General features: G+C 48.0%; 18 protein-coding genes. 14 read left to right on the top strand and 4 right to left on the bottom strand.

Features of this window, described 5'->3' with window-relative positions; translation table 11 throughout:
- Window positions 1-73 precede the first annotated feature (73 nt).
- Entirely contained in the window at window positions 74-730 is a 657-nt protein-coding gene (locus tag AC5JLB_RS22450) for a MotA/TolQ/ExbB proton channel family protein (protein ID WP_495876050.1), read from the top strand.
- A gap of 45 nt (window positions 731-775) precedes the next feature.
- Window positions 776-1438, top strand: a complete 663-nt coding sequence (locus AC5JLB_RS22455) for an ExbD/TolR family protein (RefSeq protein WP_495876051.1) — start codon at window positions 776-778, stop codon at window positions 1436-1438.
- Window positions 1439-1491: 53 nt separating this feature from the next.
- Here AC5JLB_RS22455 and AC5JLB_RS22460 read toward each other — a convergent pair whose 3' ends face one another.
- Window positions 1492-2694 (bottom strand): homospermidine biosynthesis protein, encoded by a 1203-nt coding sequence (locus AC5JLB_RS22460; protein ID WP_495876052.1) that lies wholly within the window; start codon window positions 2692-2694, stop codon window positions 1492-1494.
- A gap of 733 nt (window positions 2695-3427) precedes the next feature.
- Between AC5JLB_RS22460 and cobO the strand changes: the two genes are divergently transcribed.
- Both cobO and AC5JLB_RS22470 read left to right on the top strand, forming a co-directional pair.
- On the top strand, window positions 3428-4063 hold the full coding sequence (gene cobO / locus AC5JLB_RS22465; RefSeq protein ID WP_495876053.1) for a cob(I)yrinic acid a,c-diamide adenosyltransferase: 636 nt from the start codon (window positions 3428-3430) through the stop codon (window positions 4061-4063).
- A 396-nt stretch (window positions 4064-4459) separates the two neighbouring features.
- On the top strand, window positions 4460-7123 hold the full coding sequence (locus AC5JLB_RS22470) for an FG-GAP-like repeat-containing protein (protein ID WP_495876054.1): 2664 nt from the start codon (window positions 4460-4462) through the stop codon (window positions 7121-7123).
- A 189-nt stretch (window positions 7124-7312) separates the two neighbouring features.
- On the opposite strand, the gene AC5JLB_RS22475 is transcribed toward AC5JLB_RS22470, so the two are convergent.
- Window positions 7313-8242, bottom strand: a complete 930-nt coding sequence (locus tag AC5JLB_RS22475; RefSeq protein ID WP_495876055.1) for a peptidoglycan recognition protein family protein — start codon at window positions 8240-8242, stop codon at window positions 7313-7315.
- Window positions 8243-8436: 194 nt separating this feature from the next.
- Window positions 8437-8775 carry a hypothetical protein gene (locus AC5JLB_RS22480; RefSeq protein WP_495876056.1) on the bottom strand — a complete coding sequence of 113 codons (339 nt, stop codon included), beginning with the start codon at window positions 8773-8775 and terminating at the stop codon, window positions 8437-8439.
- 325 nt (window positions 8776-9100) lie between these two features.
- On the opposite strand from AC5JLB_RS22480, the gene AC5JLB_RS22485 reads away from it, so the two are divergent.
- The 9 genes from AC5JLB_RS22485 to AC5JLB_RS22525 all read left to right on the top strand — a co-directional run bounded on the left by AC5JLB_RS22485 (window position 9101) and on the right by AC5JLB_RS22525 (window position 17466).
- Window positions 9101-9892: an LmeA family phospholipid-binding protein gene (locus AC5JLB_RS22485; RefSeq protein WP_495876057.1), complete on the top strand. Its 792-nt coding sequence runs from the start codon at window positions 9101-9103 to the stop codon at window positions 9890-9892.
- A 156-nt stretch (window positions 9893-10048) separates the two neighbouring features.
- The gene (locus AC5JLB_RS22490) at window positions 10049-10678 is read left to right on the top strand and encodes a MotA/TolQ/ExbB proton channel family protein (protein ID WP_495876058.1); all 630 of its coding nucleotides are present in this window, start codon (window positions 10049-10051) and stop codon (window positions 10676-10678) included.
- On the top strand, window positions 10665-11066 hold the full coding sequence (locus AC5JLB_RS22495; protein ID WP_495876059.1) for an ExbD/TolR family protein: 402 nt from the start codon (window positions 10665-10667) through the stop codon (window positions 11064-11066). Before AC5JLB_RS22490 ends, AC5JLB_RS22495 begins: the two co-directional genes overlap by 14 nt.
- A gap of 509 nt (window positions 11067-11575) precedes the next feature.
- Window positions 11576-13006 carry a form I ribulose bisphosphate carboxylase large subunit gene (locus AC5JLB_RS22500; protein ID WP_495876060.1) on the top strand — a complete coding sequence of 477 codons (1431 nt, stop codon included), beginning with the start codon at window positions 11576-11578 and terminating at the stop codon, window positions 13004-13006.
- Window positions 13007-13106: 100 nt separating this feature from the next.
- A complete protein-coding gene (gene rcbX / locus AC5JLB_RS22505; RefSeq protein ID WP_495876061.1) occupies window positions 13107-13508 on the top strand; it encodes a RuBisCO chaperone RbcX in 402 nt (133 codons plus the stop codon).
- A gap of 48 nt (window positions 13509-13556) precedes the next feature.
- Window positions 13557-13910 (top strand): ribulose bisphosphate carboxylase small subunit, encoded by a 354-nt coding sequence (locus tag AC5JLB_RS22510; RefSeq protein WP_495696347.1) that lies wholly within the window; start codon window positions 13557-13559, stop codon window positions 13908-13910.
- Window positions 13911-14256: 346 nt separating this feature from the next.
- Window positions 14257-15219, top strand: a complete 963-nt coding sequence (locus tag AC5JLB_RS22515; RefSeq protein ID WP_495876062.1) for a response regulator — start codon at window positions 14257-14259, stop codon at window positions 15217-15219.
- A gap of 215 nt (window positions 15220-15434) precedes the next feature.
- Window positions 15435-16130, top strand: coding sequence for a bifunctional demethylmenaquinone methyltransferase/2-methoxy-6-polyprenyl-1,4-benzoquinol methylase UbiE (gene ubiE, locus AC5JLB_RS22520; RefSeq protein ID WP_495876063.1), 696 nt, complete (start codon window positions 15435-15437; stop codon window positions 16128-16130).
- Between the two features lie 106 nt (window positions 16131-16236).
- Entirely contained in the window at window positions 16237-17466 is a 1230-nt protein-coding gene (locus tag AC5JLB_RS22525) for a DUF445 domain-containing protein (RefSeq protein ID WP_495876064.1), read from the top strand.
- Here the strand turns inward: AC5JLB_RS22525 and AC5JLB_RS22530 are convergent.
- On the bottom strand, window positions 17463-18689 hold the full coding sequence (locus tag AC5JLB_RS22530) for an AAA family ATPase (RefSeq protein WP_495876065.1): 1227 nt from the start codon (window positions 18687-18689) through the stop codon (window positions 17463-17465). The two genes, AC5JLB_RS22525 and AC5JLB_RS22530, sit on opposite strands and share 4 nt — an antisense overlap.
- A gap of 209 nt (window positions 18690-18898) precedes the next feature.
- Between AC5JLB_RS22530 and thyD the strand changes: the two genes are divergently transcribed.
- Complete coding sequence (gene thyD / locus AC5JLB_RS22535; protein ID WP_495876066.1) at window positions 18899-19819, top strand: thylakoid membrane protein ThyD; 921 nt, start codon at window positions 18899-18901, stop codon at window positions 19817-19819.
- Window positions 19820-19849 lie beyond the last annotated feature (30 nt).

A 19849-nucleotide genomic window follows, 5' to 3' on the forward strand; every position in this document is an offset into this window, starting at 1 on the left:
CAAATTTGGTATGCTTCTGATTTGAAGTTGCAAAATTAACATTCTAAGGTCAGGCACGCATGGGAGGAGATGAATGAATATCGTAGAACTATTTCAGAAAGGCGGCGTGACCATGATCCCGCTCCTGCTGCTTTCAATTTTGACGCTCACCGCCGTAATCGAGCGATCGTGGTTCTGGTTCAATGTTCTCAATAAAGAAAAAGAAGTCGCGAGTCGCATCATGGACACCTCAAAGCGCGACTGGATTGCCGCCACAGAAATTGCGCGGCAGTCTTATGATCAGCCGATCGGACGGTTCCTTTATTCACCCATGCGGCTGCAAGACCCTGATCCAGAACTATTTCGTCTAGCGTTAGAATCAACCGCCGACGAGGAAATTGCATCCATGCGTCGCGGCGACAAAATTTTAGAGGCCGTGATTGCGCTCGCGCCTTTACTGGGACTGCTGGGAACCGTGATTGGTCTGATTATTTCGCTGGGGTCAATTCGCATTGGTGACATTGGAACCGCGTCTACAACTGGCGTCACGACCGGAATCGGAGAAGCGCTAATCAGTACAGCAACGGGCTTGGTTGTTGCGATCTTCGCCGCTGTCTTTTACCGCATCTTTCAAGGTCTAATTTTCAATCAAGCAAAAATTTTTCGGCGGACAGGCAACGAATTAGAAGTGCTCTACCGTCAGCAATGGCAACTTCAACACGGGAAAGCGCTTCCTGAACGCCTCAGTTAACCCCGCTCTGATTCAACGATCGCATCCTATCCTTTGCGTCCCCATATGAAAATTAATTTCGACTCCCCCACCGATGATGCTCAGATCCAGATTATTCCGCTGATCGACGTGATTTTCTGTATTCTGACCTTCTTCATCCTGGCAGCCCTGCAGTTAACTCGTCAGCAGGGCATCAACTTAGATTTACCGAGAGCCGCGACCAGCAACGTGCAAATGCGAGAAACGCTAGTCGTCACCATTGATTCAACGGGACAAACCTATGTAGACACGCAAGTTGTCAATCGTGCTCAGCTTTTTCAAGTGCTGAAGAACTATCAGGCTCAGCGACCAGACGGGTTACTCGTACTTAGAGCCTCGCAAACGGCATTTTACAACGATGTGATTCAGGTGCTGGATATTCTAAGATCGGTCGGCGGCGATCGCGTTGCCCTCGCGACCGAGCCGACAACTCAAGTGCCCGGACAATCACAAACTCCAGGCGCTCCAGGACTCCAATCTCCAACCATTCCTGCTCCTGGTTTACCCGGAGCGCCTCTCAGTCCAACCAATCCTGCAAATCCAAACGGACTGCAACAGCTACCCACTGATCCGAGCCAAACCCAACCGCTTCCTGGTCAGTCAGCACCTCTCGCTCCAAATCCGGCAGGTCAATCACCACAGCCGTCTGATTCTGGCGTTCCTCCGGTGCCCAATCAATCGGGCCAGTAGAACAAAAAAAGGCAAGCATTTCTGCCTGCCTGATTAGAAACTAGCGACTGCACTTAATGACGACTATTACGAATTGGTGTGCCGCACGGATAGGTTGCAATCGGTTCGCGTTTAACCTCTGCAATGACAGAACTGGCTTCTGTAATGGAATTAGCAGGCCGCAGCTTTGCAGCTTCATAGTCCGCCTTCAGTTTTGCCATCATCTCAGGACGCCGATCATAGAGACGCTTGAGCGATCGCGGCTGACATTGGTTAATCACATAAGCAGTGAGAATCGGCAGCGCGATCGTACTATCGGTGTAGCAGACGACGGTATTTGGCAACTCATCGGGATCAACCTTCCCCCAACTCACCGCTTCATTTGGCGTTGCACCCGATAAACCACCAGTATCAGGGCGGGCATCAGTGACTTGCACAAAGTAGTCGTGTCCTCTTTCTTCTAAACCCAAGACCTCGTGCAGTTGAGGTTGGGTTTGCAGTAAGAAGTTTTTAGGACTGCCGCCGCCAATGATTAACGCGGCACTCTTTCCATCTACATCTGGAATCCCAGACTCACGAGCCGCATAAGCGATCGCGGCGGTTTCGTTCACATCCGCAAGCGGATCAATTTGCAACGCTGATCCTTCTAGCGCCATCGCGGCCAGGTTCATGCCAATCGAGCTATCTCCGGGAGACGAGGTGTAAATCGGAACGCCACATTCATAGGCCGTAGCCAAGAGTGAAGGATTTTGCACTCCGATCCGACGCTCCACTTCATGTACATACTTTCCGAGCAGATAGTGAAATTCTGCTGTTCCCATGCGCTTCTGAAACGGTTCTGCCTTAATAATTTCTCGAATGAAGGCATCGGTACCCAGCAGCACATCGTAGTCAAACACGATGTCATAAATCCGAATTCGACCCTCTTGGCGCAGTTTGACATCATCGACAAAGGGATTGCTGGCATACAAGTCCAAGCCCAACCCATAGTGCATGTCGTGATACAAATTAGCTCCAGTGCTAATCATCCAATCCACAAATCCATGGCGGATCAGGGGAGCCAGCACTGATGTTCCAAAACCCGCCGGAGTCATCGCACCCGACAAGCTGAGTGCCACCGTTACGCCATCTTGCATCACTTCGCGGCTTAGCAAGTGACAGGCTTCCCGGAGCCTTGCTGAGTTATACGCAGTGAAATAGCCATCGATTAGGTCTACAACGCTAATCTCCGCAGGCATGGGGGAGGGCGTAATTTTGTGACTAAGAAGTTTGGACATGATTGCACTCCAGAAAGGTTAAGACGCATAAAGTGAGGTTTAGAACAGGTCGAAGTCAGTTCCATAAACTGACGCAGAGAAAACTTCCGCACCACCTTGAGGATGGGCAAAAAAGCGGTTCAGCACGACAAGGGAAGCCACGATTTAAAGCTTGGCGAAGCCAATCGAAGCTTGCACAGAAAATTGTTAGACAACCAGTGCTAGATTCAACCGCAACACACTTGCCTGCAAAAGCTTAGAAGCTTCCTATAAATTGAGTCAGCACTTTGGTGATTGAGCATCTAAACCTCGTCGCCCAATCCCAAATAACCGACGTCATCATTTATTTCTTAAAATTCTCCTAGAAGAGAAGATGACCGATCCAGTTCGCAAGTCTAACAATCACAAAGCGTTTCAAGAGGAGATTGCGAACCTAGAGTTACAGATCGGTCAGTTCATACTGGGCGCTTCGCAACGGTCTGCCCAAGAGAGTGCAGGGTCACACTGTCGCTTTCGCTTTAACTTCATTTCCAGATACCAAAGCGGACGCCAAGGATATCCAGCAAACGAGAACGGTTTCAACGTTTTTGTAACCTGTTACTAAGCACGGACCAGCCTATATTAACATCAATGTTTAAAATGAATTCTACTTAAATGGGCATAAACTTTAACTTACATAGAGTATGGGCTGGGCTGGTAGGCTAGAAGAGTCTAAAGCTCAAATATTATTACACCGTTGTAACGTCCTATCCCTATGACCATCTCCTCAGAATCGTCAAATCAATCGTCTTTAAGCGCCGATCAGCATCGCGTCAAAATGCAGCGTCGTAAAGAAGTTCAGGACAAACGATTGGCAGAGCGCGATCGCGAGAAAGGGTTGATCATTGTCCATACCGGAAATGGCAAGGGTAAAACTACGGCAGCGTTGGGCATGGTGTTGCGATCGCTTGGTCATGGCTATAAGGTCGCGATCGTGCAGTTTATTAAAGGAGCGTGGGAACCCGCAGAGAAAGCCGCGTTTGAGAAATGGGGTGATCAGCTTGAGTTTCACGCTCTTGGAGAAGGCTTTACTTGGGAAACTCAAGATCGCGATCGCGACATTCAAAAAGCAACAGAAGCGTGGGAGAAAGCTCTATCTTACATTCACCATCCTGACTTTAGATTAGTTCTACTCGATGAAGTGAATATTGCACTTAAGCTGGGCTACCTGAGCGTTGAAACAGTGCTGGCAGGGTTAGACCAAAAGCCAGAGGAGTCTCACGTTATTCTTACGGGGCGGGGAGCGCCACCGGATTTAATTGAAAAGGCTGACCTAGTAACAGAGATGACCCTAGTTAAGCACCCTTTCCGCGAACAGGGGGTAAAGGCGCAACCCGGAATCGAGTTTTAACCGAGTTTTAACTAAAGCCTGTATCAAGAAGTCCATTCAAGTTAGATGCCCATGATCCACCCTTCAGGATTGTGGGCATTTTTTGTTTTCTCTATTCACCAGAAAGAAAAACCTCTGAACTAAAGTATTGCTTCCGTAAATCATCGAAAGTTTGAAGAAACTGCAAAGCACTGAACATGTTTTTCAGTATTAACTCTGAAGTTGTTTCCCATTATTTGTATAAATCTGTACTTGTATAAACGCCTTCTTTTCATCTTTCTAAACGAATTAGCAACGCTGACCTTCATCAAAAAATACAAGACGGTTGGCTGACCTTAAGAATCGGGGAATTCTAGAGCCTGAAGCCAGAAAAGTTTGCCATCCTTTCACGTCCTTTGCTCATAGAGAATAACTGCCATGCCTACCACTGAACAATTTAATGCGGCAAAATCGCTCGACAATCCCTTCAGCTTACAGATTGAAGAGGGAACGCTCAGCAGCAACACTAATAGCCAACTGTACAAAGTTTCTGCTAGCAGCAGCAGCCTAAATGCAAGACTTGCTTTGACCGACTTAACAGGCAACGCCTTGCTCAAAGTTTACGGTAGCGATCGCGCCCTTATCAAAGAGTCAAATCAGCCATCTCGCTTATCTGAGTCCATCCTGCTCGACAGCATTTCTTCAGGAACCTATTACATTGAAGTTGCGTTAGATCCTGCAGCAGTCACATCTGCTAATTACAAGCTCAACGTTGAGTTCAATACAACAGCAGATTTCAACAACATCGTTTGGCACAATGCTGCCGCTCAGCAAGCTGCAATTTGGCAAATGTCAGGTAGCACCTTGACAGGTTTTAGCACCATCAATGGGGTTGGGCCAGAGTGGCAGACTCAAGGATTTGCTGATTTTGATGGCGATGGAGAGGATGACATTGTTTGGCGCAATCTAAACTCAGGTCAGCTGGCATTTTGGTTTCTCAAAGACAAGCAACTCGTTAGTGCTGTTCTCGGTAACACAGTTTCCCTCGATTGGAAGGTTGTTGGTACGGCGAACCTTGATGGCAACAACTTTGCTGACTTAGTTTGGCAACGGTATGAGGGCGGAGTTTCTACCGGAACAGTTGCTTTGTGGCAGATGCAAGGCGCTACAATAGCTAATTCTGGAGTGCTTGAATCTGCGAGAGGATGGTCAATTGAGAAGATTGGCGACTTTGATGGGGACAACCAAGACGATTTGTATTGGCGCTCCACAGATGGAGGCACTGCGGTCTTCTTGCTGAGTGGCATAACCAAGCTAGAGGGAGCACTTGGGCCTAGCATTCCGTTGGAGTGGAAGCTTCAGTTCGTTTCCGATCTGAATGCTGATGGCAGAGACGATCTCATCTGGCGAAACGAGCGGACTGGAACGTTTGGACTTTGGCTGATGGATGGACTGCAATTTAGCGACACTAGATCAATCGAGTCGGGGTTAGGTTGGCGAATAGAACAAGTGGCCGATTTTAATAAAGATGGCAAGGCAGACCTGTTCTGTCGTAGCGTCAACAACGATGTTGCAGTCGCTCTAATGGATGGTCTCACAACCACCCAATTTGTCAGTCTGCCGTCTGTTGGGCAAGAGTGGAAAGTAGAACAAGTGGCCGATTTTAATGGAGATGGCAAAGCCGATCTACTGTGGCGCTCTGAATCTTTGCAATCGGCAGCAATTTGGCTGATCGATGGAACTGCAACCACGGTAAGTCTCCTCAAGGATAGCAATGGAGCAGATCTCAGCAAAGCGTACAACGGCATCGACGCGAGTTGGAAAATTCGGGGTACGCTTGAGCGTAACTTAACCTCCCAACCGTTCAGCATTAGTGGTGCTACGCTCGAAACCGCATTTAACATTGGGATACTAGACGACGCTGGTAGGTATCAAGACAAAATCGGTCAGGGTGAGAATGACTTCTATAAGTTCTCGGTCGGCATTGAGTCTGATCTAACCGCTTCGGTGAGTAGTGGAGCGGCTTTAGAACTCTATAAAAATGTGGATGGGGCCTGGACGAAGCAAGCCTATCAAGCAGGCATTATGCAAACGATCGGGAAAGGCGACTATTATATCCAAATTGGCGGAGCAACACAGCCAACGACTTATACGCTAGACATTCTGGGTGTACCGCGCCGAATTGATCTGTCGGGTACAGCATTTGTTGGTGAGACTGCTTCGTTTGCCTTGGTTGAAAGCACTGATCCTGCCATTAACAAGGTGAATGCTACTTTCCAGATTAAGAATTTGGAAACATTTGTCGCGAGCGATTTCACAGTGTCATTCTATATCTCACGTGATTCTGTGATTGATCCGTTTGACCCTGTTCCAAATAGAGGAGATCGCCAGTTGGAGATCTCGCTCAATGGTGATCAAGAAGCTATTATCTCTGGTAAAGACTTGTTGGTTAAGAAAGGATTGGGTAAGAATGGCACCTTTGATGGCAACGTCACGCTAACGCTTCCAGGCACACAAGACGTTTTCTGGACAATCGACAAGTCCTACTTCATTGGTATGGCGATCAATCTAATCGGTTACCAGAATGAGACGAATGCTATGGATAACTTCAACGTCGCGCTGGGCAAGGATAAGTTGGAGCTTAAAGTTACGAATGTCCCGACCATCGACCTCAGCGGACAGAGCCTGACAAAAGTGACTCCTGGCAGTAGCTTCCAACCCGGCGCGAAGATCAATTTGCAATACGCTGTTGCGAACCTAGGTAGCAGACCCACTTCAAGTGAATTTAAAGTCAAGTTCTATGCTTCTCTTGACCCGGACATTAACCCGGAGCAAGATCGCGAAATTGGGGCTGATATCGTAACTGAAAGCATCCTCAAACAGAGCGTCAGTGGAACCCGTTCTATAGAGGTTATGCTTCCAGATAGGAATTCGCCCGAGCTACAAGGCAAGTCTGGAAACATACCAATTTATATTGGCATGTACGTTAACGCTGACGTCATTGACATTAGCGATGCTGATCCCAGCAACAACGTCAATCAAGGAGTCGCTGATCCAGCTAAGCCAAGGTTTGACGTTTTCCAAACCTCTATTGATGTCTAGGTCAAAAATCTTTAGGTTTGACGAAAACTAGACATTCGTTAAGTCAAACACAACTCAAATCAAAAGGGACACAACAAACCGTTGTGTCCCTTTTTTGCGATCGTATCCCTTTCTGAGCCAGCAAACATGGATGATCCAGAGCGTGAACAAGTAAGTATTTAAGGCTAAAGGCGATCTGGATCAATGCTGTTATTCTTCCTGAGCGATCGCAGGAGTAGAACACTGCATTAAAATCTCCCGATTTCTGGGGTAGAGATAGAGCAACCTAAAAAAGTACTGAGAATCGAAGCTTCTAGGATCGCTACGTTGGCGAGAGCGATCGACCAGCCGATGAGTAGTGATACGCGCGTCGGGCACACCTGTTTTGGCAACTAACCAAGCAAGAGACTGATATTGCGCTCTGGTATAACCGCTATGACTGCTTCTGTTTCCTCGCCCATCTGGCGGCGAAACTAAAGAGATGTGGTAAGCAAAGTTATTAACTGAAGCCGGGAAGTTTGGATTTGTTTTAACCGCTTCTTCTGTAGAACCCGCAAATACTGAGTTGCCTGCTCCAAACGCGCGCCGCTCGGGCGGAACCATGTAAACGACCGTACCATCTTCTTCAATCAAAGTGTGGTAGCTCACCTGATCAGCATCTTTAGGATGCGACGTTCGGAAATAGTTAATGGTTGACTGTGCAGAGCCAACGGTTTCATGCAGAACGACGATCGCATCATTTTGAACTGGCTTACCGTACAAGTCCTGAAGGAATCGTCTGCCAAAATTTGTTGGATGTGCCAAGATGACTTCTTCTCTAGGGCTGTAGCTCGGTGAGTCTGTAGATAAATCTTTACTCGCCGCTGCATCTACGCCTTGCCTAAAGCGGCTAAGCGGAAGTTGTCCTGTAATAGCAGGAAGTCGTCTATATTTGCTGGATGAGGTAGAAGGTTTGACAGCACAAGCACTGGATAATAATTCTCTAGCGTCTGCTGATGTAGGTTGAAGTGCAACGGTTAAGCTAGTAGAAAGTTGAATTCGTTTACCTTCTATCCATTCTGCGTCTCCAGCGCGGATAGTGACGAGCAGAACTGCTAAACCGAGAGTGACGATCGCAAGCGCCCGCAGAATTTTCTTCATAGTGAACTTGGCTGACTAGATGTAGAGAGCAGTAGCAAAACGTTTGATTCGGTCTTCCCTAGCTCAAAATAAAGGTCTTCTAAAATTAAGCAAAGAGAGGACTCAACTGAAAAGCATGTGTCCTAAATAACTCAAGCCACTTAGAAATGACAGAGAAGCTGTTTCATTCAAGCGGATCAAACTCTACTGACGCTCTAACGCCGTCTTTGTTCTTCTAGTTTTGTGACTCGTTCTTTAAGTTCAATCACCAGCGTAGCAAGGCGATCAAAGCGTGAATCGGCGGAGGTAGATTGTCTATAAACAGGCGGCGCAGTGGGTGGTGCAGTTCTACTTGAGAGCGATCGGGCAGCAGCTAACTGGTTCACCTGATTTCTTAATCCCGCTAGATCTGTTTCTAGGCGCGAAAGGCGTGAATCGAAGCTAACTTGGGCCTGGACAGGCGACCAAGCGTGTACTGCGATTAGAAGAAAAATAGCCACTCCAGCAATTGGCGCTGCCAATCTCCAAAAGATTACTAACCATCGGTGCATCATACGTTGTGCTGACTTTGGTTGATTGTCTCAACAGAACCTTATCTAGAAGCCCTTTGTCATCTAGCTCCGGGCTAGTTAGGAATCCGTTAACCGTTCTTAGAACCGCCGTCCTTTGTCTTGCTTCAAGCAAATTCACTCCTGATTCGTTACAGTTTGAAGCGTTGCTGTAGCGACTGCTTTTCCAGATTCTCTCAGATACGTCTACAATTCTGATGGCTGCTACAAGATAATCCTATCGAGAATTTTTACTTCTACTGTAAATTCAGAGTTATCTTTCTTAACTACTTGTTACAATGTCAGAGAACTATTGTGGGCGAGGAACTCCATGTTCGGTGGCTTCACTGGTCTCAAAACACCTTCTAGCACAGACTTTGGCGAGCAAATGCTCAACAAAGTTGCCAGCCAATCGATTCGTCACCTTTTCTCTGAGAGCGAATCTGTCGACATTTCCGTGCGCTGTTTTCCGTCGAGCAAACTGCTTCAGGGCAGTATCGACAGCTTTAAGATGAGCGGACAGAAGCTTTTAATTCGCAAAGAGTTTTGGGTTGAAGACATGTGGTTCGAGACGGATGCCGTCTCGATCGATTTTGGCTCCATTATGTCAGGCAAGATCCGGCTTAAGCAGCCTACACAAGCAGTGGCTCAGGTAACGCTTACGGAAGCAGGGATCAACCGTGCCTTTAAATCTGAATTAGTGGCGAAGCGGTTGGTTGATGTGACTGAGCCGACTCTGATGGACTTGTCGGGTGGAGAGCCGATTTCTTTTACTGATATTGAACTGAAGCTGTTGCCGGATAATCAGATCCGGATTTTTGCAAAAGCGGCTCTGCCTAATGGATCGGTTCCAATTAGCCTGACATCTACGTTAGAAATTTCTCGTCGGCGTCGCATTCTGTTTCAAAACTCGCAGTTTGAACCTGATGTTGTTCCCGAAGAGCAACGAGGGATTTCAGAGGTTTTGACGAACGCTTTTGCAGAAATTTTAAACAACATGGTGGATCTCGATCGCTTTGATCTCGATGGTGTGATGTTGCGCCTCAACCGTTTGGAAACTGAGGGCGATAAGCTCATCTTTAGTGGCTACGCTGAAATTGAGAAATTTCCAAGTAAAACTTGAGTGGGTGAGTTGAAAGGCTTAGAGTGATTATCACTCGCGATATTTCGCAAGGTTTCTGTAAGGACTAAAGAATTGCTACTTACAGTTCTATTTTGTTAAACGATGCGATCGTCATTGATAATTGTTGGTTGTCAATGACCTACTCTATAGCCCTCTATGAATTGGATCATTACTAGCATTTGGTTGCTGCCCTTGCTTGGGTTTTCGATTCTAGCGGTGGCGCTGATTATCGAACGAGTCACGTTTTGGGTGAAAATTGGAAAGCGCGGCGATCGCTTTGTTCGAGAAGTCCTTACCCTGTACAAACGCAGTCCAAAGGGAGCATTTGCTCTATTGGAGCAGAATACAGATTTGCCAATTGCCCGAATTTTTATAGCGGCTCTGGAGCTAGAGTACGCTACTCCCGAAGAATTTCGCCTAGCCCTAGAAAGCGCCGCTCAAGCCGAAATTCCTCTACTTAAACGATTTAATACGGTCTTTGACACAATCATCAGCCTTGCACCCTTACTAGGACTGCTGGGAACGATCCTAGGCTTAATTACTTCGTTTGCGTCTCTGCAACTCGGTGATGTGGGCGGGACTAATGCTCGGGGCGTGACGGGTGGCATTAGCGAAGCTCTGACTTCAACGGCAGCAGGATTAGTTGTATCAATTTTTACTTTAATGTTTGCAAATACCTTTCGAGGGTTGTACATCCGACAAATTGCTCGAATTCAGGAATACGGTGGACAGTTAGAATTGCTGTACCGTCGTCGCCGAGATGGAGTGCCTTATGCGTCTTCCTGAAGAACCCGATCTACCTCCTCAAATCTATATCGCGCCGATGATCGATGTGGTCTTCGCATTGCTGACGTTTTTCATTCTATCTACGTTATATTTGACGCGATCGCAGGGTCTTCCCGTTTCGCTACCCAAAGCGGCGACTGCTCAATCTCAGAATGCAGCGCAAATTGTAGTCAGTCTCGATCAAAAGGGCAATTTAGCGTTAAATAAGCAAGCTGTTAAACTCGATGCTCTAGGAGAGCGAGTCCGTGCATTACTGAATAGAAACCGCCAAGCTGTTGTAATTATCAACGCAGATGAGCGGGTAAGCCACGGGCGGGTAATTACGGTGATGGATCAGTTACGAACCATCCCTAATATCAGGCTGGGAATTGCAACTGAGCAGCCGTGACGTTGGTGCGATTCTCTAGAAGCGTGATCGCTGGAGTATGCCGACGAGACGCGAACATCTTCGTGTCTAAAGGTTTTGAGCAAAAATAAAGTTTGCGATTGGCTCAAGCTCCAAGTTCTGAAGAATGGTACTAACAGGATTTGAGATCGAATTTTGCATAGCTTTAAAGCATTTCAATGTTCTACAGATTTAATTAAACGAAAGCGACCGCAATAAAACTTTTCAAAACTTGGGGATCGATTAGCTCCCGTTATCAATCGCTACAGAATGTTTGAATTGAAGCGAAACGAGATCCTGATATGATTCTGAAAAGTCCGCGCCTAAACACCGAATCAGGACGCAATTGAAGAAATCGATTCCCGCCTAGGGATCGCTACGATGGCAAACTGATTCCTAGTGACTATACGCAACGTCTTGTCGCCAAAGGGTAAAGAGCAGGTTAATGCCTGGTCACTCTGGTGATGTTTGCTTGGTAAGGTCTTGAACTAATTTTTACAGGAAGGGACATAATGTCTTACGCTCAAACTAGCACTCAGTCGAAAACTGGGTATAAAGCCGGGGTACAGGATTATAAGCTGACCTACTACACACCGGACTACACGCCCAAAGATACGGACGTTTTGGCGGCGTTCCGCGTTACTCCTCAGCCTGGCGTTCCCCCTGAAGAAGCAGGTGCAGCTGTGGCGGCTGAATCGTCTACCGGGACTTGGACAACGGTTTGGACAGACTTGCTGACCGACCTCGATCGCTACAAGGGGCGTTGCTACGATATCGAGCCTGTTCCCGGCGAAGACAATCAGTTCATCGCCTATATCGCTTATCCCCTCGATCTATTTGAGGAAGGGTCGGTCACCAACTTGCTGACCTCCTTGGTGGGTAACGTATTCGGTTTCAAAGCGCTGAAAGCGTTGCGTCTAGAAGACTTGCGCATTCCGGTTGCTTACTTGAAGACCTTCCAAGGGCCTCCTCATGGTATCCAGGTTGAGCGCGACAAATTGAACAAGTACGGTCGTCCAATGTTGGGCTGTACGATTAAGCCGAAACTTGGTTTGTCTGCGAAGAACTACGGTCGTGCCGTGTATGAGTGTCTGCGCGGTGGCTTGGACTTCACCAAAGACGACGAGAACATCAACTCGCAGCCGTTCCAACGGTGGCGCGATCGCTTCTTGTTTGTAGCTGACGCGATTCACAAAGCCCAAGCGCAAACTGGCGAAGTTAAAGGTCATTACCTCAATGTGACGGCTGGTACCTGCGAAGAAATGATGAAGCGGGCCGAGTTTGCGAAAGAACTCGAAATGCCGATCATCATGCATGACTTCTTAACGGGTGGTTTTACCGCTAACACCTCGCTGGCGCACTGGTGCCGCGACAACGGAGTGTTGCTGCACATTCACCGCGCTATGCACGCTGTGATTGACCGTCAGAAGAATCATGGTATTCACTTCCGCGTGTTGGCGAAGTGCCTCCGGATGTCCGGTGGAGACCACATCCACACCGGAACCGTGGTTGGTAAGCTTGAAGGTGACAAAGCGGTTACCCTCGGTTTCATTGACTTGCTGAGAGAAAACTACATTGAGCAAGATCGTTCACGCGGTGTCTATTTCACCCAAGATTGGGCATCGATGCCGGGTGTCATGGCAGTTGCGTCTGGTGGTATTCACGTTTGGCACATGCCTGCTCTTGTGGAAATCTTTGGCGATGAGTCGGTGCTTCAGTTTGGTGGTGGTACGCTGGGTCACCCGTGGGGTAACGCGCCTGGCGCAACGGCAAACCGTGTCGCGCTTGAAGCGTGCGTCCAAGCGCGGAACGAAGGTCGCGACCTGATGCGTGAAGGCGGAGACATCATCCGTGAAGCGTGCCGTTGGTCTCCTGAACTTGCTGCTGCTTGCGAACTGTGGAAGGAAATCAAGTTCGAGTTCGAGGCACAAGATACGATCTGATGAACCGAGATGAGGGACGCCTGCGGCAACGCTGTGCAAAGAAGGCGGAACTGATATTCTTGAACTTCATCCCTCATCTCTCCTAATTCATCCCTCCCCTATGGATCTCAAGCAAATTGCGAAAGATACGACCAAGACGCTGATCAGCTATCTGACCTATCGGGCTGTGCGAGTTGTTCTAGATCAGCTAGGTGAAACTGAACCAAAACGAGCCTACTGGCTTCATCAGTTTTCCTCGCGGGAAAGCATTCAAGATGGGGAGCAGTTCTTGAGACGCCTTTTTTTGGAAAAGCCAGATCTAGCGTTTAGAATCTTGACGGTGAGAGAACATTTAGCGAGCGAGATTGCGGATTATTTGCCAGAACTGTTGCAGAGCAGTATGCAGCAGGCAAACATGGAGCAGCGCAAACAGCAGTTGGAGCGGATGACGCAAGTTGACTTGAGTGGTGATGCGCCTACGGAACCATCCGAAATAACCTCGGAAGAGCCTGAGGCGACCTGACCTTGATCTGTTACTAAGACTTTATTTACTTCACGCCTGAGGGAATCCATGAGAACTTTACCGATTGAGCAGCGTTACGAAACGTTTTCTTATTTGCCTGCTCTGACTGATGCTCAAATTGCGCGTCAGATTCAGTACACGCTTGATCAGGGCTACTTCCCCTGTATTGAGTTTTCAGAAGCTCCGACTCCTCAAGAGTATTACTGGACGATGTGGAAGTTGCCGTTGTTTAACGCGACCTCTCCTCAAGAAGTGTTGAATGAAGTGCAACAGTGCCGTTCTGAGTACGGTGGCTCTTACATTCGCGTTGTGGCATTTGACAACATCAAGCAATGTCAAGTGATGAGCTTTATTGTTCATAAGCCGGGTGCTAAGAACAGTGGTAGCGGCTACCGTTATTAATTAGCGGGCTTGATAGGGGTGCGATCGCTTTACAAAATTTTGTGCGATCGCACCTAAAAGCTAAATAAAAAAGGAGGAAGATAATCTTCCTCCTTTTTTATTTATTTGTTACATAGCGCGATCCTTCGGAGCCTGGCAGAGCCAATCGCGCTATGCCTCACCTCACGCTCATATCTACGATCGCGCATCCGAAGCTATCCAAACTGTTACAAATTTTGGTGAAGTGGCAAGACTAGAGAATAGTGATCCGCTGCATAAAGGTTCTGCTGGATGTACGATTCGCCCTGGCGACGCTCCACAGGATCGCGTTAACCGTTCTCCCGCTTTGCCAAGGAGCAAATAATATATGGAATACAACATTCCAGAACTCGACAGTGTTACTCGTCAGCTAATGAGCCTAGAACGTCCTAAAAAAACCAAAATGCTTGTGGTAGACGATGAGCCGGATAACTTAGACCTACTTTACCGGACGTTTCGGCGTGATTTTCACGTCCTCAAAGCAGAGAGCGGTGTTCGGGCATTGGAACTGCTAGCAACCGAAGGCGAAGTTGCCGTGATTATCTCCGATCAGCGAATGCCTGAAATGAAAGGAACCGAATTCCTTAGTCGGACGGTTCCACAGTTTCCTGACACGATGCGGATTATTTTAACCGGATTTACCGACGTTGAGGATCTCGTTGAAGCGATTAATTCTGGACAGGTGTATAAGTACATCACCAAGCCGTGGGATCCGAACGAGCTGAAAGCGGTGGTTCAACGCGCTGCCGAAACTTACGATTTGCTGAAGCAGCGCACCGAAGAGTTACGGCGATCGCAGTCGCAAACGGCTTTACTTTCTACACTCATCCGGATTGCTCAAGAAGCGACCACTGTAGACAACAGCCTTGAATTGATGGCAACAGCCTTTGGCAAAAGCTTCTCGGCAGATGGTAGTCTTCTGCAATTAGTTGAAAACAGTGGATTGGTATCGACCTACGGCAGCTACAGCCAAGAGGGAGAACTCGAAAATTGGTTAGAGCGTGATCCGATGGTAAAAGACGCGATCGCCTCCAAGAAAATGCAGGTTTCTGTCAATGTCCCGGCAGATATGGCGTTGTCTGAAGTGTCGCACTACAGCAATTCTGGTACTCAGGCACATCTCATCGTTCCGATTACCTATTGCGGGGAAGTTCTCGCGATTTTATCGCTGCAATGGCAACAGCCCTGTGCTTTCCGGGAAGATGAGCTATTTCTGCTGCACTTAGCGGCGCAACAAGTGGCTCTAGCACTCATCTGCACTCGGTCTAAGCGGGTTATGGCTCAAGTCTAAAGTAGGACTTCTACGAAAAACTGATCAGCCGTGATAGCGGATGTAGCGGATGGAATTTGACCATAATTCCATCCGCTACATCCGTTACAAATGTTGCTACCGTGATGCCTGTCTTCTAAATCTCGGTTCGGCATGTCCCAAACGAACCCTTCAAAACTTAGAATTTTAGAGGGATCTCGTCCAATGTATTGCCTCTTAAACCGAGATTTTAACTAATGACGGCTGATAAAGTTCAAGCTCTTTTTAATCGCATTGCACCTGTTTATGATCAACTGAATAACTCGCTGAGCTTCGGTCAGCACCGCATTTGGAAACGGATGACGGTGAAATGGAGTGGGGCCAAGCCGGGAGATACATGTTTGGATTTGTGCTGTGGAAGTGGTGATATTGCCCAACTGCTGACAGAGAAGGTCGGCAGAACGGGGCAGGTATATGGAGCTGATTTTTCGGCGGCGCAACTTCAAGTGGCCCGCGATCGCAGCGAACGGCGTTGCCTCAAACCTCCGATTCACTGGGTCGAAGCCGATGTTTTAGATCTCCCCTTTTCAGATGTTCTATTTGACTGCGCCACGATGGGCTACGGGTTACGCAACGTCACCAATATTCCCCGCAGCCTCAAGGAAATTCATCGCGTCCTCAAGCCGGGTGGAAAAGCGGCCATTCTCGATATGCATCGTCCTGAGAACGCCTGGGTTCGGATTTTTCAGGAGTGGTATCTTGACGAAGTTGTCGTTCCAATGGCGCAACGCTTTGACTTTACGGAAGAGTACGCCTACATTGCGCCGAGTCTCGATAAGTTTCCGATTGGCTCTGAGCAAATTGAACTCGCACATCAAGCAGGTTTTTCAAGGGCAACACACTATGCGATCGCGGGCGGTACGATGGGAGTGTTAGTCATTCAGAAGGGATGAAGGATGAGGGATGAATCAAGAATTCAGTAGGAATTGAATTTGATATCCCGCTTAACCCCCTTTCATCCCTCATCCCTCATCCCTCCCTTCATCCCTCTCTACGCCTGTGGATCTCTCGACAGTTTGGCTCCTTGCGGCTCCTCCGATTGTTGGTGGCATTATCGGCTATTTCACTAACGATATTGCCATCAAAATGCTGTTTCGCCCATATCGGGCACTTTACATTGGCAAACAGCGGCTTCCGTTTACACCGGGTCTGATTCCGCGCAATCAAGAGCGGTTGGCGAGGCGGATCTCTGACACGATCATGGGGTCGCTGCTGACGCCAGAAGAATTGCAGAATTTAGCAAGGCGGTTGCTGCAAACCGATCGAGTTCAAGCCGCGTTGCTGTGGTTGCTGCGGCTGTCGCTCGATCAGCTTGAGGCAGATAAAGAGCAGAAAACGGCAAAAATTTTGGCGAATATTCTGCGAGATTTGTTTGGTCAATCTCTGCCTCGGCTGTTAAAGGTATTGGCGCGGCGAGAAGACTTTCTGGAAGATCAGCTAAACCACATTTTTGATCAAATTATTCTGGAGTTTCAGCTGACCGATGACCAAGCTGGAAAGCTGGCAGAATGGGTACTCCAGACGGTGATTCCGCCCGATGTGCTGCGGCAAACCTTGATTGATTTCCTCACCGATCGCAATATCCAGGTGATTGACGAAGGATTCCGGGAAAAAACAAGTGGCACCTATTGGGTGGTTGCTAACCTGTTCGGCATTCGTAATTCATTGGTTCGGTTGCGGGCATTCTGTCTAGATGAAAAAGAAGCGTGCAATTCGGTTCTGGCAGAATTGATTTTTTCGCTCGGCGTTAAACAGCGCTTAAAGGAATGGATGCAAAACCTGTCGTTGCAAAATCTTCCGGTTTCAACGGTTCGACAACTCCGCAAGACGATGCGAGATAGTGTCCGCACCTATTTGCAAGATAAAGGCTCTGATGTGCTTCAGGGCTTAAGCGGCTCTGTGGATTGGCAGAACGTTGCTTCAGTTGTTTTGAGCCGTCTACAAACGTCTGAAGCGGTTAACGAGTCGCTAGGAGTCGTGAGTCAAGAGTTGGCGTTAATTTTGGAGCGTTATTTAGAGAAAGATCTAGAAAAAATTGTGGCGGAGGCAATTCCAATTCTCAATATTGAGCAGGTGATTACTGATCGCGTCAAAGCCACTTCTGCGGCTGATTTAGAAACAGCAATCAATGGCATTGTGAGGAGTGAACTGCAAGCGATCGTGACGTTGGGCGGCATTTTAGGGTTTGTGATTGGCATTCTCCAATCGGGCATCCTTCTCTTGCGTTAAGCTTCTTTCAGTTGGGGAGGTGCGCTGAGGGCGGCTTCGACCTGCTCTACGATCGCAGTCTTCTCCTCATACAACAGAACTAGATGGTCTCTGGCACGAGTCATTGCGGTGTAAAGTCCCGCTTTTTCTTCAAAGTCGCGATCGTCAAGTTCCTCCGTTCTATCAATTGCTCTATCTATTCCCGCTAAAATCACCGCATCAAACTCTACTCCTTTCACCGCATTCCAAGAGTCAACGAGTACAAAGGGACGATGAACGATATGAGTCATTCGTTCTCCCGATTTTAGGGGCGCGTGATGGTTGATTCCAAGGTTCTGTAGCGCTTTGCTGATCGCAGATTTTAGCGATTTTGCAGAGGCATGAGTGGGAGGAACCAGGATTGCGATCGACGATTCAGAATGCGTTGTTAACGCCATTTGTACTTGTGCTGCAATTTCGGTTGCGATGCGTTCGCGATCGACGTGCAGCAGCAGTGGAGAAACGCCTGAACTTCTGGAAATCTTTTTCTTCGGTTCAATGATTTTGTCGATCGTTGGACTGTTTTCGCGCTGTTCTGTCTTCATTCCCGCTTTGTCTAGCGCAGGTTGAATAAACCGCCATGCCAGTTCTAGAATTTCGGGTGCATTTCTGTAATTGAGATCAAAGATCTGCGATCGCCCAACGACTTCAATTCCTAACTTTGCCCAACTCCAGCCGCTTTTTCTACGATGCGCTTGCCCATAAACCGATTGCGTATTGTCGTAAACGAAAAATAGAGAATTGGTTTGCGAATCCAAAACCTTCAGCACTGCCCCAAACCACTCATCGTAAAAGTCTTGTGCTTCATCGATCAGAATGGCTTGATATTTCAGCTTAGACTGTTCAGCCAGCTTGATGATCTTCTGCCTTGATGTTTCATTCTGGTCAAAGTCATAGCTGTACCCCAGTCGATGCGCCCACTGATGGAAGGTGCAGCACTCAGCTTTGACGCCCTTGTGAGTCAATTGAGCTTCGAGCCATCCTTTCATGAAGCGGTTGTAGGACAGCACTAAGACCGACTCATAATTGTCTTCAACAATTTTCTCAACACGATCTTTTAGAACGAGCGACTTCCCTGATCCGGCGACACCCCGAATGAGAGAATGTCCTTTCATGTTGAAGTTCTTTGCTTTGGTTTGCTCATCGTCTGGGTGTGTGTGGATCAACCGCTGCTTCACCGTTTGCTGAAAGTCGATCCATTGCATAACCGTACTCCATTTCATCTGGTCGAAGAGTACCCAGGCGAAACTATAGGCGAACACTACACAGGGCTGACGCAAAGGTTTCTCGTGGGCATCAAAGCGAGTCAAGAGGGCTACACCACGGCTTAGATGAAGGATGTAGACTCAAAATCTCTTATCGGTCTGCTCCAAATCTGGTTTAAAGTGAGATCTAGCGTTTTCAGGCTTAATTCATGAAAGTCGCAGTCACAGGGGCAACGGGTTTTGTTGGCACACGATTGGTGGAACGATTGCAGTCAGAGGGACATTCCGCTGTTGTGTTGACGCGCAGTGCGTCGAGTGCAGAAAAAGTGTTTCCCAAATCGACTTATTCCAATGTTGAGATTGTGGCGTACAACCCGATGGAGTCGGGGAGTTGGCAAGACGCGATCGCAGGCTGTGACGGAGTTGTAAATTTGGCAGGAGAAGCGATCGCAGAGCAACGCTGGACGCCAGAGCGAAAACAATCCTTAATGACTAGTCGAAAGATTACAACTCAGAAAGTTGTAGAAGCGATTGCTAAAGTGAACCCGAAGCCGTCTGTTTTGGTCAATGCATCTGCGATCGGCTTTTACGGCACGAGTGAAACGGCCACCTTTGATGAAACGAGTCCATCTGGCAATGATTTTTTGGCAGAAGTGTGTCAGGCGTGGGAAGCAGAAGCCAGTAAGGTAAAAGAAAGCGGCACTCGACTCGTGATTTTGCGGTTTGGAATTATCTTAGGGATGGGCGGCGCGTTGGGTAAGTTGTTGACACCGTTTAAATTGTTTGCAGGCGGCCCAATTGGGAGTGGAAGGCAGTGGTTCGCTTGGATTCACCGGGAGGATGTTGTGAATTTGATTCTAAGAGTGCTAACGCACTCAGACATGGAAGGAGTTTACAATGCGACGGCTCCGAATCCGGTTCGTATGGCAGAGATGACGACGGTGTTAGGTGAAGTGATGAATCGCCCGTCTTGGCTGCCCGTTCCGGGTATTGCGTTAGAGGCGCTATTGGGGGATGGTGCAAAAGTTGTGCTAGAAGGTCAAGAAGTTTTGCCAAAACGAACGTTAGCGAGTGGATTTGAGTATCAATATGCAACGATTCGGCAGGCGCTGGAGAATATCTTGAGCTAAATTGTTTTAGCTGAGTTGAACTGCCATATC

The sequence above is a fragment of the Myxacorys chilensis genome, assembly GCF_059505265.1.